A 15,421-nucleotide genomic window follows, 5' to 3' on the forward strand; every position below is an offset into this window, starting at 1 on the left:
ACGACGCGCGGGGCCATGCGCCCGCAAGCGGGTCAGTTCACCCAACCGCCGATCACGAACACCGCCAGCACCGCCAGCCACAACAGCAGGATGCGCCAGACCAGGCTCATCGCGTCGCGCAGTTCCGGCAGTTCGCGCAACACCTGCACCATGCCTTCCTCGGCGTACTCCTCGGCCTCCTCCGCCAGTTCGCTTCTGACGCTGGCGCGCGCGGCCGCGCCAAGGAAACCGCTGTCCAGATTCATGCGGTCGCCGCCGGCGCCGCGCCAGGCCTGGCGCACCACGTCGAAGTTGCCGACCAGCGCCATGCCCAGCGTCATCAGCTGCGCCACCAGCCATTCCAGCAGCGCGCACAGGCCGCGCACGCCGGCGCGGTTGCCTTCCGGCAGCGTCGCGGAGAATTCGCCGGCGCTGGCGCATTCGACCAACCGGTACAACAGCGCGCCGAACGGGCCCAGCAGCAGGAACCACAGCAGCACGCCGAACCAGCGCTTCAGCGCGCTGCCGAACACCGCCTCGACCAGCGCCGGGCCGTCGCTGCGCACGCTTTCGCCCTGCGGCCACAGGTTCGCGATCGCCGCGTTGCGCGAGGCCGCGTCGTGGCTGTCCATCACCGCCTCGACGTCGACGTCGAGGTCGCGCGGGCCCCAGGCGTAGACCAGCACGAGGATGTCGAACAGCAGGCCCGGCAAGCCGATCCACGGCTTGTCCAGCCACCATTGCAGCAAGCCTGCGGCCAGCAGCGGCGGCAACAGCGCCAGCGCGATGCCGAAGCGCCCGCGCCAGAAACCGCTGCGCCCGGCGATGGCGTCGCCGCCCAGCCAGCGCAACCACCGCCCGTACCAGTCGTAGCGGCGCAACGCATTCACCGTGGACGGGGCCACGTGGCCGAGTACCAGGGCAATGACGACCGCGACCAGCGTGATGGACATGGGACCTCCCTCCCGGGCCGGATTCTAGCCGAGGCCGGCGTTCAACCGCCGTGAGCGCGTTGCCGGTGCCAATGCTCGATCAGCGAGCGCGCGATCGATATGCGCGGCGACAGCAGCAGGCCGTCGCCGCCATCGTCGGCGCGCCGCTGCAACGCCGCGCCGATCTCGTCGACGCCGAACCAGCGCGCGTCCTCCAGTTCGCCATCGACCTGCGGCGCGTCGGGGTGCGCATCGGCCTCGAAGCCGAGCATCAGCGCGCCGGGGAACGGCCACGGCTGCGCGGCGAGGTAGCGGCTGGCGGTCACGCGCACGCGGGTTTCCTCGAACACCTCGCGCGCCACGGTCTGCTCCAGCGTTTCGCCCGGCTCGACGAAACCGGCGACCAGCGAATAGCGCCGCGCCGGCCACGACGCCTGGCGGCCGAGCAGCAGGCGCTCGCCGTCGCTGACCGCGACGATCACCGCCGGGTCGACGCGCGGGTAGTGTTCGGCCGCGCACTGCGTGCAGTAGCCGAGATAGCCGGCGCGGCGGAATTGCACCGCACCACCGCACGCGCCGCAGTGGCGCGTGCGCGCGTGCCAGTGCAGCAACGCGCGCGCCAGCGCGAACAGGCCGGATTCGAACGCCGGCCACGTCGCCGCGGCGCGGCGCAGGTCGATGCGGGCGGGCGCATCGAACGCCAGCGTTTCGGCGCGGACCGCGAACCACGCCTCGCCTTCGCGCAGGCCGAGGAAGATCGCGGTGCCCGGCCCGCCGCCGAGTTGCGCGCCGGTCGGCGCCAGCGCCCGCCCGTCCGCATCGGCGAGCGCGTTGCCTTCGCCGTCGATCGCCAGGACCCGCGCGGACGGCCACAACCCGGCGAGCGCGCCGGCATCGTCGCGCAGGTGGTCGGCGCGGTCGAGCGGGGTATCGGCGAAGGCGAAGCCGGAGAGTCGGGAATGCGGCGGCGGGCTCATCGAACCGGGATTATCGCCGAAGCAGGGGCATTGTTCCCGCCGGAGCGGCTTGCGCGGGAAATCACATGCTGAAGCTGCTGCCGCAACCGCAGGTGGTCTTCGCGTTGGGGTTGCGGATCACGAACTGCGCGCCGTGCAGGCCTTCGCTGTAGTCGACCTCGGCGCCGGCCAGGTACTGCAGGCTCAGCGGGTCGACCAGCAGGCTGACCCCATCGGTGGTCACCGCGACGTCGTCGTCGGCGCGGTTCTCGTCGAACTCGAAGCCGTACTGGAAGCCGGAACAGCCGCCGCCCTGGATGTAGACGCGCAGGGCGAGGGCGTCGTTGCCCTCCTCGGCGATCAGCTCGCGCACCTTGGCCGCGGCCGCGGCGGTGAAGTTCAGCGGACGCTCGATGGACTGGTAGTCCGGGGCGGCGGTGGGCAGGGAAACGAACGTGCTCATGGGATCAGGATGGGGCCGGACCGCAACCGGTTCAAGCGCCGTCGGCCACGGCCTCGGACCAGGCGAAGGACTGCTCGACCGGGCCGCCGTGCTGCGGCACCAGCCGCACCGCGACGCGCGCCGGGCGGAAGCCCAGCGGCAGCACCATGTCGCCCTCGACTTCCTGGAAATACTTGAACGAATAGGCCACGCCCGGATCGCCGGCCTGGCGCAATTCGGTCCACGCCAGCTTCTGCAGCTTGCCGCCGCGGGTGCCTTCCACCGCCACCTGCAGGCGGCCGGCATTGACCGCGCCGCGGTTGAGGTTCTGGGTCAGGGTCGCGATGAAGTGCCAGGACTGGTCGTTCTGCGGCTGCAACTGCAGCTTGTGCACGGTCAGGCCGCGGCGCTGCGCGGTGGCGCCGACAAAGCGTTCGTAGAAGGCCACGTCGGCACGCAACGCGGCGATCTCCTCGTCGCGCTCGGCCAGCGTGCTCTGCAGGTCGGTATTGGCCTGGCGGCGGATCTGGTCGGAACGGTTGAGGGTGGCGACCTGCTGTTCCAGCTCCGCCACGCGCTTCTGCTGCGCCTTCAGCTGGGCCACGCTGGGCGCCGGCGAACGCGACTCGCCGAAGGTCTTCCACACCCCCCAGCCGCCGAAGCCCAGCCAGACCAGCAGCAGTACGGCGCCCGCATACAGCAGGCGCCGGGCGCGCGGCGTCAGCGGCTGCAGGTGGGGGTGGGGTTCGGGCCTGGCCGGCGCGGGTTTTGTGACGGGTGTCGCGGTCATCCGGCGAGCATAGCGCCGCCCGGCTGAGCGGCGGCCTACCCGCCCCGCTCGCGCGCCAGCAGTTCGCGCTTCAGTGGCAGGCCCCAGCGGTAGCCGCCCAGCGAGCCGTCGCCGCGGATCACCCGGTGGCACGGCACCACCACGGCGATGCGGTTGTGCGCGCAGGCGCCGGCGACCGCGCGCGCGGCCTTCGGCTCGCCCAGCTGCGCCGCGACCTCGGCATAGCTGCGGGTCTGCCCCGCCGGAATCTTCATCAGCGCATCCCAGACCCGCTTCTGGAAGGCGGTGCCGATCAGGTCGACCGGCACCGCGGCGGCGCGGCCACCGAGGCGTTCGGCGACCGCGTGCAGGCGCGGGGCGAGGAATTCGTCGCGGCCGCGGTCGACGCGCTCGATCGACGCGCGCGGGAACTCGTCGTGCAGGCCGCGTTCCAGCTCGCCGGCATCGGCGCCGAGCTCGACCGCGCAGATGCCGCGTTCGGTCGCGGCCACCAACGCCTGGCCGAGGTCGGTGCGCAGCGTGGTCCAGCGGATTTCGACGCCGTCGCCGCCGGCACGGTAGCGCGCCGGGGTCATGCCGAGCTTCACCGCGCCGTGTTCGTAGACGCGCGAAGGCGAGCCGTAGCCGGCGTCGTACAGCGCCGCGCTGACGTCGTCGCCGGCGCGCAGGCCGGACTTCAGCGCACCGAGCTTCTTCTGCGCCAGGTATTCGGCCGGACTGAGGCCGAAGCGCGCGGCGAAGCGGCGCTGCAGGTGCGAAGCGCTGAGGCCGACCGCGGCGGCGAGCTCGGCCAGCGTCCGGCTTCCGTCGGCGAAGCCGCCGCCGTCGAGCAGGCGGCGCGCGCGTTCGAGTTTTTCGTCGGTTCTGTCCATGGCCGCAAGCGTAGTCGCCGGCAGCGGGGCCCGCTATCCGCTTCTTGCGCTCAGCCCGGCGCGGCGACGCGGTTCACTTCGACGGTGACGTGCACCAGTTCCTCGTGGATCGCGAGCGCACGGCGGTAGTGCCCGGGCCCGGCGTCGGTCGCGGTGACCAGCGCCAGTTCGCAGGCGTACCGGTCCTTGCCGACCCGCCAGACGTGCAGGTCGCTGATCTCGGCGCGCTGCGGGTCGCCGGCGATGGCTTCGCGGATTTCCGCGACCACCGGCGCGTCCATTTCCGCGTCGAGCAGCACGCGACCGGTGTCGCGCAACAGGCCCCGGGCCCAGATGGCGACGAGGACCGCGCCGGCGATGCCCATCACCGGGTCCAGCCAGTCCGCGCCCCACAGCAGGCCGGCGCTCAGCGCGACGATCGCCAGCACCGAGGTCGCCGCGTCGGCCAGCACGTGCAGGTAGGCCGAGCGCAGGTTCAGGTCGTGGTGGTGGGCGTGGCCGGCGGCATGGCCGTGATCGTGGTGGGCGTGGCCATGCCCGTGGTGATGATGGTGGTGGCCACCCTCGTGCAGCAGCCACGCGCAGAACAGGTTGACCAGCAGCCCGACCACCGCCAGCGCGATCGCCTGGCGGTAGTCGATCGCGCGCGGCTCGAGCAGTCGTTGCACCGATTCGTAGGCCATCAGCGCGGCCACGCCGAGCAGCAGCACCGCGCTGGTGTAGCCGCCGAGGACCTCGATCTTCCACGTGCCGAAGGCGAAGCGCGCGTCGTGCGCGTAGCGGCGCGCGCAGGCGTAGGCCAGCACCGACACGCCCAGCGCCAGCGCGTGCGTGCCCATGTGCCAACCGTCGGCCAGCAGCGCCATCGAATTGAACACCCAGCCGCCGGCGATCTCGGCGACCATCATCGCCGCGGTCAGCAGCACCGCGTACAGGGTGCGGCGCTCGGCCAGCGGATTGCCTTCGTTGAAGGCGTGGCTATGGCGGAAGCGTTCGGCGGAGGCGTGCAGGGCCATGTTCGTCTACACTGCGCGGATATACCCCCCTATGGTATCTGGAACGCCGCCATGTCGCATGTCGCGCAGAACCGGAACAAGCTGCTCGCCCGCATCCGCCGCCTGCGCGGCCAGATCGAGGCGCTGGAGAAGGCGCTGGCCGGCGAGCCGGACTGCCTGGCCACGCTGACGCAAATCGCGGCGATCCGCGGCGCGGCCCAGGGACTGATGCTCGAGATACTCGACGGCCACCTGCACGAGCACATCGCCGCGGAAACCGATCCGGCGCGGCGCAGCGAGGAAATCGCCGGCGTGCAGGCGATCCTGCGCTCGTACTTCAGGTGACCCGGATGCGACGACGGGCGCCGGAGCGCCCGTCGTGCCACGCCTGCAAGGCGGCCTTCAGTTGGCCCAGATGCCGGGGCCGGTCGACGCCAGCAGCACCTGCGCCGACAGCTTGCGGTCCTGCGCCAGCAGGTCGAGTGCGTCGGCCAGGATCGCCGCCGATTCGCGCAGCTGCGGGTCGGGGCGCTTGTCGGCCAGCTTCTCGCGTTGCGCGTCCTTGACGACGTCGCGCTCGGCGGCGCCGAGGCCATCGTCGGCCAGGTCGCCGGCCAGCGGGTCCGGGGCCAGGCCCAGGGCCTTGCGTTCGGCCTCACGCTGCTTGAACTTGGCCGCCTGCTTCTCGCGTTCGGCGCGCCGCTCGGCCTCGTTCAGCGACACGTACTTCTTCGCCGACTCGACACGGAACTGGGCCACGTCCTCGGACCACCACTGCCATTCCTTGTCGCTGGCGATGCGCTCGCGGTGCAGCGCCAGCAGCTTCGGCAGCAGCGGCGCGAAGTTGCCGTATCGGGTGTGCGGCACCTCGGCGATGCGGGTCCACGGCAAGGCGTTGTCGTAGGTGCTCTCGCCGTACTGGCTGGCGTCCAGGTTGACCGGGAACGCGATGTCCGGGACCACGCCCTTGTGCTGGGTGCTGCCGCCGGAAACGCGGAAGAACTGCGCCATGGTGAACTTGACCGAGCCGAAGCGCGGCCCTTCGCTGCCGGGCCAGCGGTCGAGGTCGAACAGGTTCTGCACCGTGCCCTTGCCGAAGGTGGTCTCGCCGATGACGAGGCCGCGGCCGTAGTCCTGGATCGCGCCGGCGAAGATCTCCGAGGCCGAGGCCGAGGCGCGGCTGACCAGCACCGCCAGCGGGCCGTCCCAGGCCACGCCGGGCTTGCGGTCGGCGTTCACGCTGACCCGGCCGCCGGATTCGCGCACCTGTACCACCGGGCCCTTGTCGATGAACAGGCCGGTCAGCTCGACCGCCTCGTCGAGCGAACCGCCGCCGTTGTTGCGCAGGTCGAGCAGCACGCCGTCGACGTCCTGGGTCTTGAACTGGCCGAGCAGGCGGGCGACGTCGCGGGTGGCCGAGGTGTAGTCGTTCGGGTTGCGGCGGCGGCCTTCGAAGTCCTGGTAGAACGCCGGCAGCTTGATCACGCCGATGCGCCGCGCCGGCGCGCCGTTCGCCGCCGGCGTGGTGATGATCTCGGACTTGGCCGCCTGTTCCTCCAGCCGGACCTTCTGCCGGGTGATCGTGACCTTCGCGTGCTCGCCGTCGATGCCGTTGGCGACCGGGATGTATTCCAGCCGCACCTGCGAGCCCTTCTTGCCGCGGATCAGCTTGACCACGTCGTCGATGCGCCAGCCGACCACGTCGACCATCGGCCCGGACTTGTCCTGGCCGACCGCGACGATGCGGTCGCCGGGCTGCAGCTTGCCGGACAGGTCGGCCGGGCCGCCGGGCACGATCTCGCGGATCGTGACCAGTTCGTCCTGGCGCTGCAGCACCGCGCCGATGCCTTCCAGCGACAGCGACATCGACTGGTTGAAGTTCTCCGCGGTCTGCGGGGTGAAATAGTCGGTGTGCGGATCGATCGCGTTGGTGTACGCATTGAGGAAGTACTGGAACACGTCCTCGCCGTTGAGTTCGTCGGCGCTGCGGTCCAGCCGCGCGTAGCGCTTGTCCAGGGTCTTGCGGATCTCGTCCGGCTTCTGCCCGGCCAGCTTCAGCCGCAGCCAGTCGTTCATCACCATCTTCTTCCACAGCGCGTCGAGCTCGGCGGAAGACGCCGCCCACGGCGCGTCCTCGCGGTCGTATTCCCAGCGCTGGTCGCCGCCGAAGTCGAAGTCCTGCTTCAGCAGGCCGCGCGCGTAGGCGGCGCGCTCGTGCACGCGCTGCCGGTACACGGCGAAGATGTCGTAGGCCGGCTGCAGGTGGCCGGAGCTGATCGCCTCGCCGACCTGCCGCTGGTACGGCGCGAAACGCGCCACGTCGGCGGCGGTGAAATACATCTTCGATCCGTCCAGCGCCTCGAGGTAGCGCTTGAACACGTCCTGCGACAGTTCCGGATCCAGGTCGCGCGGACGGTAGGCGTAGCGGCTGTCCGACAGCAGGCCGTAGACCAGCTTCGAGGTGGTCGCCTGGTCGGCGTTGGGCGCGGCCGCGGTGGCAACGCTGGCCACGCCGCCATCGGCGCGTGCCAGCAGCGCCAACGGCGCGCCGAAGGCCAGGGTCAACAGCAGGGCGGGGGTCTTGAATTTCATCGATGCGGCTCGTGCCCGTGGGGGCGGCAGGTTCGGCGGAATGCTGCGGCGGGGTCGGACAGCACGACAGTGCCGAAAGTTGCCGGCCTTGTCACGCGTCCTTTCCGGAACGCCGACTCGCAGCCTAGCCGCGCCGGCGGCAGGATTTGTGAACCGGAGCCTGAACCGGCGCTTCCGCCGCCGAACCTGCCCTGTTCAGCCGGCGACGCCGGCTTCCTTGGCCTGCCGGTCGGCGTGGTAGCTGGAACGCACCAGCGGGCCGGAGGCGACGTGGCTGAAGCCCAGTTCCGTGCCGTAGACCTCGAGTTCCTTGAACTCGTCCGGAGTCCAGTAGCGCAGCACCGGGTGGTGGTGCGCGGTCGGCTGCAGGTACTGGCCGATGGTGACCATGTCGACGTCGTGCGCGCGCAGGTCGCGCAGGGTGGCCTGCACCTGCTCCATGGTCTCGCCCAGGCCCAGCATGATCCCGGACTTGGTGGGCAGGTGCGGGTGCTGCTGCTTGAAGCGCTGCAGCAGGGTCAGCGACCACTGGTAGTCGGCGCCGGGGCGGACGTTCGGGTACAGGTCCGGCACGGTCTCGATGTTGTGGTTGAACACGTCCGGCGGGTTGGCGGCGAGGATTTCCAGCGCGCGGTCCATGCGGCCCTTGCCGCGGAAATCGGGCGTCAGGATCTCGATGCGGGTGCCGGGCGAATGCTCGCGGATCGCGGCGATGCAGTCGACGAAATGCTGGGCGCCGCCGTCGCGCAGGTCGTCGCGGTCCACCGAAGTGACCACGACGTACTTCAGCCCCATGTCGGCGACGGTGCGGGCGAGGCTGAGCGGTTCGGACGGATCCGGCGGCTTCGGCCGGCCGTGGGCCACGTCGCAGAAGCTGCAGCGGCGGGTGCAGACCTCGCCGAGGATCATGAAGGTCGCGGTGCCGTGGCCGAAGCACTCGTGGATGTTCGGGCAGCTGGCTTCCTCGCACACCGTGACCAAGCGGTTCTCGCGCAGTTTGGCCTTGAGCCGGGCCACCGAGCCGTCGGACGGGATGCGCACGCGGATCCACGACGGCTTGCGCAGCACCGGCGCGTCGGCGAACCGCACCGGGGAGCGGGAAATCTTGTCGCCGCCCACCTGCTTGGCCCCGGTTTCGAGCGGGGCGGGCGCGGACGGGACGACCTGGAGCGGGATGCTGCGTGCGGGGGAATCGGCCATGCAGCCATTCTACCGGGTTTCCCCCGCTCTCTCGGCGCGACGCAGCTTTCCGCTGTCGGCGGGCCCGATGGAGGAAAGCACTCAAGTCAGGACGCGGCGAAACCGCGGGAGTTGGAGTGGCCCGCTTGCGCGGCATGCCGCGCGGCCATTTGAACGCCCGGCGCGCTTCGCCGGACCGGACAGGCGGCGTGGCGCGGGGCCCGGGATTCGCGCGGCAGACCTCGGGTTCCTGTTTCCGCGGCGTGGAAATAAAAAAGCCCGCAATGGCTGGGCCAATTGCGGGCTCTGCTCCCTCCCCCACGTCGGGATGCGGGCGCATCGTGATGCAGCCTGCGGGAATCTTGCACGCTGCACTGCAAAACAGTACCGGCGGGTTCAGTCGGGGTAATCGCTTACATCCGCCGGCGAGTACCGCCGGACAGCGGTTTTCCGGGGCATTCCGCAGTCTGCGGCCCGTCGAGGCAATGTGGCGTGGAACGCCCGCACCAACCACCCTGAACAGGCGAAGCGCAGCGCCAACGCGCGAGCGCCTCCTGCCCCGCCAGCCCGGCCACGCCGCATGGCGATGCCGCGCCCGGGGCCGAACTTGTGCCGAGCAGCATGCCGCGGCCGCGGTTTGCAGGCGATACTGCACCGGCTCCAGGGATCTTCCGAACACGGCCGGACACGCGGGCGGCATGCGCGTGGCGTTACCCAATCGTTCGCCAGGCTCTCCAGATTGGGTATCGCGGCATCCGGCGCCTGTTGGCGCGGCGTTCCGCTGGACACATCCATCAACCTGGGAGGGGTCATGCTGGAACACAACGGTTTGCTGCTCGCGGTGCTCTGCGCCGTGGTCGCGATTCTTTACGGAATTCTTTCCGCACGCTGGATATTGAAACAGCCCGCGGGCAACGAACGGATGCAACAGATCGCCAACGCGGTGCAGGAAGGCGCGCGCGCCTACCTCAACCGCCAGTATTCGACGATCGCGATCGCAGGCGTGGTGCTGTTCCTGCTGATCGGCTTCTTCCTGACCTGGCCGACCGCGATCGGCTTCCTGATCGGCGCGGTGCTGTCCGGCGCGGCCGGCTACATCGGCATGAACGTCTCGGTGCGCGCCAACGTGCGCACCGCCGAAGCCGCGCGCAGCGGCATGGGCAAGGCGATGGACGTGGCGTTCCGCGGCGGCGCGATCACCGGCATGCTGGTCGTCGGCCTGGGCCTGCTCGGCGTGGCCGGCTACTACGCGGCGCTGGGCCATTTCGGCGTGACCGGCGAAGACGCGCTGCACGCGCTGGTCGGCTTGGCGTTCGGCTCGTCGCTGATCTCGATCTTCGCGCGCCTCGGCGGCGGCATCTTCACCAAGGGCGCCGACGTCGGCGCCGACCTGGTCGGCAAGGTCGAAGCCGGCATCCCCGAGGACGACCCGCGCAACCCGGCGGTGATCGCCGACAACGTCGGCGACAACGTCGGCGACTGCGCCGGCATGGCCGCGGACCTGTTCGAAACCTACGCGGTCACGGTGATCGCGACGATGCTGCTCGGCGGACTGATGGGCGCCGAAGCCGGGCACAACGCGGTGCTGTACCCGCTGGTGCTGGGCGGCGTGTCGATCATCGCCTCGATCATCGGCGCGTTCTTCGTCAAGGTGAAGGGCAACGGCTCGATCATGGGCGCGCTGTACAAGGGCGTGATCGTTTCCGGCGTGCTCGCCGCGATCGCGTTCTACCCGATCACCAGGTCGCTGATGGCCGATTCGGCGTACGGCGCCAACGCGCTGTTCGGCTGCGCCCTGATCGGCCTGGCCCTGACCGGCGCCATCGTGTGGATCACCGAGTACTATACCGGCACGCAGTACAAGCCGGTGCAGCACGTCGCGCAGGCCTCGACCACCGGCCACGGCACCAACATCATCGCCGGCCTCGGCGTGTCGATGAAGGCGACCGCGCTGCCGGTGATCGCGGTGTGCATCGCGATCTGGGCCGCCTACGCGCTGGCCGGCCTGTACGGCATCGCGATCGCCGCGACCGCGATGCTGTCGATGGCCGGCATGATCGTCGCGCTCGACGCCTACGGCCCGATCACCGACAACGCCGGCGGCATCGCCGAGATGGCCGAGCTGCCTTCGGACGTGCGCAACGTAACCGACCCGCTGGACGCGGTCGGCAACACCACCAAGGCGGTGACCAAGGGTTACGCGATCGGTTCGGCGGCGCTGGCCTCGCTGGTGCTGTTCGCCGACTACACGCACAACCTGCAGGCGGCGAATCCGGGCCAGACCTTCGCCTTCGACCTGTCCGACCACACCGTGATCATCGGCCTGCTGATCGGCGGCCTGATCCCGTACCTGTTCGGCGCGATGGCGATGGAAGCGGTGGGCCGCGCCGCCGGCAGCGTGGTCGAGGAAGTGCGCCGCCAGTTCCGCGAGATCGCCGGGATCATGCAGGGCACCGGCAAGCCGCAGTACGACAAGGCGGTGGACATGCTGACCAAGTCGGCGATCAAGGAAATGATCGTGCCGTCGCTGCTGCCGGTCGTGGTGCCGATCGTCATCGGCCTGCTGCTGGGGCCGAAGGCGCTGGGCGGCCTGCTGATCGGCACGATCGTCACCGGCCTGTTCGTGGCGATCTCGATGACCACCGGCGGCGGCGCGTGGGACAACGCCAAGAAGTACATCGAGGACGGCCACTTCGGCGGCAAGGGCTCCGATGCGCACAAGGCCGCAGTGACGGGCGACACCGTCGGCGATCCCTACAAGGACACCGCCGGTCCGGCGGTGAACCCGCTGATCAAGATCATCAACATCGTGGCATTGCTGATCGTGCCGTTGCTGTAAGCGCGCGCGTCCGCGACGAAAAGCCCCGCTCCGGCGGGGCTTTTTTTTTCGTGGTGCCATTCCGTTTCCTTAACAGGCCGGGGCGCAGACTGCACGCAGGTGGTTCGCTCCGGATCCTGCCGCGGAGGTGCCATGAAACGACAGGGTTGCGCCCTGCTGTTGATCTGCGCCCTGGCGCTGATGTCGATGCTTGCGCCGGCCGCGGAACCGGCATCGGCTCCGCGCAGCGAAGCCGGCGGCATCCTGTTGCTGGACATCAAGGGCGGCATCGGCCCGGCAACCCGCGACTACATGCAGCGCGGCCTGAAGACTGCCGCGGAACGGCAGGCGGCGGCCGTGGTGTTGCGGATCGATACGCCGGGCGGGCTCGATGCCGCCATGCGCGACATCAACCAGGCGATCCTCGCCTCGAAGGTGCCGGTGATCGGCTGGGTCGCCCCGCAAGGCGCGCGCGCGGCCAGCGCGGGCACCTACATCCTCTACGCCTGCCACGTCGCGGCAATGGCGCCGGCGACCTCGATGGGCGCGGCGACGCCGGTCGCGATCGGCGCGCCCGCTGCCGCGCCGCCGCCGGAGGAAGGCAGGGAGCAACCCGCCGGGGACGAGGGCGCCACTTCCGGCAACGGCCGGGAGACGCAGGACAGGCCGGCCATGCAGGCACCGGCGCGGCGCGAAGGCAGCGCAATGGAGCGCAAGGCGGTGAACGATGCCGTCGCCTACCTGCGCAGCCTGGGCGAGCTGCGCGGGCGCGATGTCGCCTTCGCCGAGGCGGCGGTGCGCGATGCGGCGACGCTGAGCGCGGAGCAGGCGCTGTCGCGACGGGTCGTCGACATCGTCGCCGCGGACCTGCCGTCGCTGTTGCGCCAGACTGACGGCCGCGAGGTCGAGGTCGACGGACGCGCCTGGAAGCTCGCCGTGGATTCGGCCGAGGTCGTTCCGTGGCCGCCGGACTGGCGCGCGCGACTGCTCGGCGTGCTGACCGAGCCGACCGTCGCCTACCTGCTGTTGCTGGTGGGCCTGTACGGGCTGGTGATCGAGGCATACACGCCCGGCGCGCTGTTTCCCGGCGTGACCGGCGCGATCTGCCTGCTGCTGGCGCTGTACGCCCTGCAGGTGCTGCCGGTGAACTACGCCGGCGTGGCGCTGATCGTGCTGGGCGTGGGGCTGATGGCGGCGGAGTTCGCGCTGCCGAGCTTCGGCTCGCTGGGCATCGGCGGCGTGGTCGCGCTGGTGGCCGGCTCGCTGCTGATGTTCGACAGCGACGTGCCCGGATTCGGCCTGCCGGGACGGCTGGTGCTGGGCATCGCCGTCGCCAGTTCGCTCGCCTTCATGGGCTTGGTCTGGCTGGCGGCACGGGCGCGCAGGCGGCCGGTGGTCACCGGCAGGGAAGCATTGCTCGGCCATCGCGCCGTCGCCGTCGGCGATTTCGACGGGCGCGGCGAAGTGCGCATCCGCGGCGAGGTCTGGCAGGCGGTATCCGCCGCGCCGGTGCGGCGGGGACAGGCGGTCCGCGTGCGCTCGATGCAAGGCCTGGTCCTGGAAGTCGCGCCGGACGAAGCGCCGGCCCCAGACGGAGGAACGCCATGAATGTCTTCTATTTCTTCCCGCTGGTCCTGTTCGCCGTGCTGCTGCTGGTCTCCGCGATCAAGGTGCTGCGCGAGTACGAACGCGGCGTGGTATTCCAGCTGGGCCGGTTCTGGAAGGTGAAGGGACCGGGCCTGATCCTGCTGGTCCCGGTCGTGCAGCAGATGGTGCGCGTCGACCTGCGCACGATCGTGATGGACGTGCCGTCGCAGGACCTGATCTCGCGCGACAACGTCTCGGTGAAGGTCAACGCGGTGGTGTACTTCCGCGTGGTCGATCCGCAGAAGGCGATCATCAACGTCGAGCACTTCTACGAGGCGACCAGCCAGCTCGCGCAGACCACGCTGCGCTCGGTGCTGGGCCAGCACGACCTCGACGAGATGCTCGCCGAGCGCGAGAAGCTGAACAACGACATCCGCGGCATCCTCGATGCGCAGACCGACGCCTGGGGCATCAAGGTCGCCAACGTCGAGATCAAGCACGTCGACATCAACGAAGTCATGGTGCGCGCGATCGCCCGCCAGGCCGAGGCCGAACGCGTGCGCCGCGCCAAGGTGATCCATGCCGAGGGCGAACTGCAGGCGGCGGAGAAGCTGGTCGAGGCGGCCAGGCTGCTCGGTGCCGATCCGCGGGCGATCCAGCTGCGCTACCTGCAGACGCTGACCGAGATCGCCGGCGAGAAGAGTTCCACCATCGTGTTCCCGTTGCCGATCGACGTGCTGCCGGGGCTGTCGCGGGACGGCGCGGGCCCGGCCTGAGCCTTGCGGCCGCCCCTTCGTTTCCGCTCGCCGCGCGAAACGAAAGGGTTCGGGCGCCACCGGCAGGGAAATGCGCCACAATGCCGCCGGGGAAACTTCCGGTCCGCACCGCATGCGTCCTTTCCGCCGCCTGCCCGCCATCGTCCTGCTGCTGTGCCTGCCGTGGCTGGTCGGCGCCCGAAGCGCGTCCGACCCGCGCGCGCTCAAGCCCGGCGAATTCCTGTGGCACCCGGAAATCGCCCCGGAAGGGCCGATCGTGCTGGTGGTCAGCCTCGACGAACAGCGCGCCTACGTCTACCGCAACGGCCTGGCGATCGGCGTGTCGACGATCAGCTCCGGCAAGGCAGGCAAGGAAACCCCGACCGGGGTGTTCACGATCCTGCAGAAGAACAAGGACCACCGCTCCAACCTCTACAACAACGCGCCGATGCCGTACATGCAGCGGCTGACCTGGGACGGCATCGCCCTGCACGGCGGCGCCCTGCCCGGCTACCCGGCTTCGCACGGCTGCGTGCGCCTGCCGCTGGCCTTCGCCGAGAAGCTGTTCGCCGAGACCCGCAACGGCGACACCGTGGTCGTCGCCGACGCCAAGGCGTCGCCCGCCAGCCTGATCCGCCCGGCCCTGTTGGCGCCGGTGGACGAGGCCGGCGCCGCGGTCGCGACCCAGGACATCCAGGCCGGTTATTTCTGGAACGAAACCATCGCCGCCAGACCCGGCCCGGTCAGCGTGCTGGTCAGCGTCGCCGACCGCCGCGTGTTCGTGCTGCGCAACGGCATGCTCGCCGGCGAAGCCGCGCTGCAAGTCGCCGAGGGCTTCGCCCTGCACGGTTCGGTGCTGATGGTCGCCAGCAACCCGGCCGCGCCCGCGCCGGAAACCCCGCCCGTCCCCATTCCGGGCCCGCCGGCTGCCATGGACGGCCAGGAAGGCGCACCGGTCGTCCCGGGCAACCCGGCCGGGGCGACGGCGGCTGGCACGGACGGCGAGGCCTGGGATGCGTCGATGGCCGCGGCCCGGCCGGACCTGCCCGTCGCCACGGACAAGCCGCGCCTGCAGTGGTCGGCCTATCCGATCCTGGGCGTCGACGCCGAATCGCTGCCGGTGCTGCAGTTGCAGCTGCAATCGCGGCCGTTGCGCGCCGACGACGACTTCACCCGCCGGGTCCAGGCATTGCTCGAGCCCGGCACGACGGTATTGCTGACCGACCTGCCGGCGGTGCGCTCCAACCCGGCGGCGCAGCTGCCCGAGCCGGTGCTCGATGCGGAAGGCCCGTCGGCCGGCCCGGAAAAACCGCAGGAACCCTGATTCGCCCGATCGGTCGCGGCGAGAGCGTCGGTCCGCCCCGGGTTTTCCCCAACCGCCTTAACATCGTTCCGGCAATCGCATTGGTATCGTTGCCAGCCGATGACCCCCGTTCCGACCCCGTTGCGCCGCCTGTCCCCGCTCGCGGCATTGGCGCTGGCGCTCGCCCTGGCCACCGGCGCCGCCTCTCCGCCCCCGTCGCC

General features: G+C 70.5%; 13 protein-coding genes. 5 read left to right on the forward strand and 8 right to left on the reverse strand.

Going from position 1 to position 15,421, the window contains the following annotated elements:
* Positions 1-32: 32 nt before the first annotated feature.
* The 6 genes from CSC71_RS10640 to dmeF all read right to left on the reverse strand — a co-directional run bounded on the left by CSC71_RS10640 (position 33) and on the right by dmeF (position 4,987).
* Positions 33-932 (reverse strand): hypothetical protein, encoded by a 900-nt coding sequence (locus CSC71_RS10640; RefSeq protein WP_162374352.1) that lies wholly within the window; start codon positions 930-932, stop codon positions 33-35.
* A gap of 41 nt (positions 933-973) precedes the next feature.
* Positions 974-1,888, reverse strand: coding sequence for an NAD(+) diphosphatase (gene nudC, locus CSC71_RS10645; RefSeq protein WP_162374353.1), 915 nt, complete (start codon positions 1,886-1,888; stop codon positions 974-976).
* Between the two features lie 61 nt (positions 1,889-1,949).
* Positions 1,950-2,330, reverse strand: a complete 381-nt coding sequence (gene erpA, locus CSC71_RS10650) for an iron-sulfur cluster insertion protein ErpA (protein ID WP_162374354.1) — start codon at positions 2,328-2,330, stop codon at positions 1,950-1,952.
* A gap of 31 nt (positions 2,331-2,361) precedes the next feature.
* Entirely contained in the window at positions 2,362-3,099 is a 738-nt protein-coding gene (locus tag CSC71_RS10655; RefSeq protein ID WP_246192152.1) for a DUF6776 family protein, read from the reverse strand.
* 35 nt (positions 3,100-3,134) lie between these two features.
* Entirely contained in the window at positions 3,135-3,971 is an 837-nt protein-coding gene (locus CSC71_RS10660; RefSeq protein ID WP_162374355.1) for a bifunctional transcriptional activator/DNA repair enzyme AdaA, read from the reverse strand.
* A 50-nt stretch (positions 3,972-4,021) separates the two neighbouring features.
* Entirely contained in the window at positions 4,022-4,987 is a 966-nt protein-coding gene (dmeF, locus tag CSC71_RS10665) for a CDF family Co(II)/Ni(II) efflux transporter DmeF (RefSeq protein WP_162374356.1), read from the reverse strand.
* Positions 4,988-5,038: 51 nt separating this feature from the next.
* Here dmeF and CSC71_RS10670 point away from each other — a divergent pair, with 51 nt between their 5' ends.
* A complete protein-coding gene (locus CSC71_RS10670) occupies positions 5,039-5,311 on the forward strand; it encodes a metal/formaldehyde-sensitive transcriptional repressor (RefSeq protein ID WP_162374357.1) in 273 nt (90 codons plus the stop codon).
* A gap of 57 nt (positions 5,312-5,368) precedes the next feature.
* Here CSC71_RS10670 and CSC71_RS10675 read toward each other — a convergent pair whose 3' ends face one another.
* Positions 5,369-7,558: a carboxy terminal-processing peptidase gene (locus CSC71_RS10675; protein ID WP_162374358.1), complete on the reverse strand. Its 2,190-nt coding sequence runs from the start codon at positions 7,556-7,558 to the stop codon at positions 5,369-5,371.
* Positions 7,559-7,753: 195 nt separating this feature from the next.
* Positions 7,754-8,758 (reverse strand): lipoyl synthase, encoded by a 1,005-nt coding sequence (gene lipA, locus CSC71_RS10680; RefSeq protein WP_162374359.1) that lies wholly within the window; start codon positions 8,756-8,758, stop codon positions 7,754-7,756.
* Between the two features lie 790 nt (positions 8,759-9,548).
* On the opposite strand from lipA, the gene CSC71_RS10685 reads away from it, so the two are divergent.
* From CSC71_RS10685 to CSC71_RS10700, 4 genes are all read left to right on the forward strand, one after another.
* Complete coding sequence (locus CSC71_RS10685; RefSeq protein ID WP_162374360.1) at positions 9,549-11,576, forward strand: sodium-translocating pyrophosphatase; 2,028 nt, start codon at positions 9,549-9,551, stop codon at positions 11,574-11,576.
* Positions 11,577-11,708: 132 nt separating this feature from the next.
* Positions 11,709-13,163 carry an NfeD family protein gene (locus CSC71_RS10690; protein ID WP_162374361.1) on the forward strand — a complete coding sequence of 485 codons (1,455 nt, stop codon included), beginning with the start codon at positions 11,709-11,711 and terminating at the stop codon, positions 13,161-13,163.
* Positions 13,160-13,918: a slipin family protein gene (locus tag CSC71_RS10695; RefSeq protein WP_162374362.1), complete on the forward strand. Its 759-nt coding sequence runs from the start codon at positions 13,160-13,162 to the stop codon at positions 13,916-13,918. The genes CSC71_RS10690 and CSC71_RS10695 overlap by 4 nt, the downstream gene beginning before the upstream one ends.
* Positions 13,919-14,030: 112 nt before the next feature.
* A complete protein-coding gene (locus tag CSC71_RS10700) occupies positions 14,031-15,221 on the forward strand; it encodes a L,D-transpeptidase (protein ID WP_246192154.1) in 1,191 nt (396 codons plus the stop codon).
* Positions 15,222-15,421 lie beyond the last annotated feature (200 nt).

The sequence above is a fragment of the Pseudoxanthomonas sangjuensis genome, assembly GCF_010211755.1.
In the GTDB taxonomy this organism is placed as follows: Bacteria; Pseudomonadota; Gammaproteobacteria; order Xanthomonadales; family Xanthomonadaceae; genus Pseudoxanthomonas_A; species Pseudoxanthomonas_A sangjuensis.

What these genes read in the sequence shown, in the direction of transcription:
- CSC71_RS10640 (WP_162374352.1), bottom strand. Translation starts at nt 932, where the DNA reads ATGTCCATCACGCTGGTCGCGGTCGTCATTGCCCTGGTACTCGGCCAC.
- nudC (WP_162374353.1), bottom strand. Translation starts at nt 1,888, where the DNA reads ATGAGCCCGCCGCCGCATTCCCGACTCTCCGGCTTCGCCTTCGCCGAT.
- erpA (WP_162374354.1), bottom strand. Translation starts at nt 2,330, where the DNA reads ATGAGCACGTTCGTTTCCCTGCCCACCGCCGCCCCGGACTACCAGTCC.
- CSC71_RS10655 (WP_246192152.1), bottom strand. Translation starts at nt 3,099, where the DNA reads ATGACCGCGACACCCGTCACAAAACCCGCGCCGGCCAGGCCCGAACCC.
- CSC71_RS10660 (WP_162374355.1), bottom strand. Translation starts at nt 3,971, where the DNA reads ATGGACAGAACCGACGAAAAACTCGAACGCGCGCGCCGCCTGCTCGAC.
- dmeF (WP_162374356.1), bottom strand. Translation starts at nt 4,987, where the DNA reads ATGGCCCTGCACGCCTCCGCCGAACGCTTCCGCCATAGCCACGCCTTC.
- CSC71_RS10670 (WP_162374357.1), top strand. Translation starts at nt 5,039, where the DNA reads ATGTCGCATGTCGCGCAGAACCGGAACAAGCTGCTCGCCCGCATCCGC.
- CSC71_RS10675 (WP_162374358.1), bottom strand. Translation starts at nt 7,558, where the DNA reads ATGAAATTCAAGACCCCCGCCCTGCTGTTGACCCTGGCCTTCGGCGCG.
- lipA (WP_162374359.1), bottom strand. Translation starts at nt 8,758, where the DNA reads ATGGCCGATTCCCCCGCACGCAGCATCCCGCTCCAGGTCGTCCCGTCC.
- CSC71_RS10685 (WP_162374360.1), top strand. Translation starts at nt 9,549, where the DNA reads ATGCTGGAACACAACGGTTTGCTGCTCGCGGTGCTCTGCGCCGTGGTC.
- CSC71_RS10690 (WP_162374361.1), top strand. Translation starts at nt 11,709, where the DNA reads ATGAAACGACAGGGTTGCGCCCTGCTGTTGATCTGCGCCCTGGCGCTG.
- CSC71_RS10695 (WP_162374362.1), top strand. Translation starts at nt 13,160, where the DNA reads ATGAATGTCTTCTATTTCTTCCCGCTGGTCCTGTTCGCCGTGCTGCTG.
- CSC71_RS10700 (WP_246192154.1), top strand. Translation starts at nt 14,031, where the DNA reads ATGCGTCCTTTCCGCCGCCTGCCCGCCATCGTCCTGCTGCTGTGCCTG.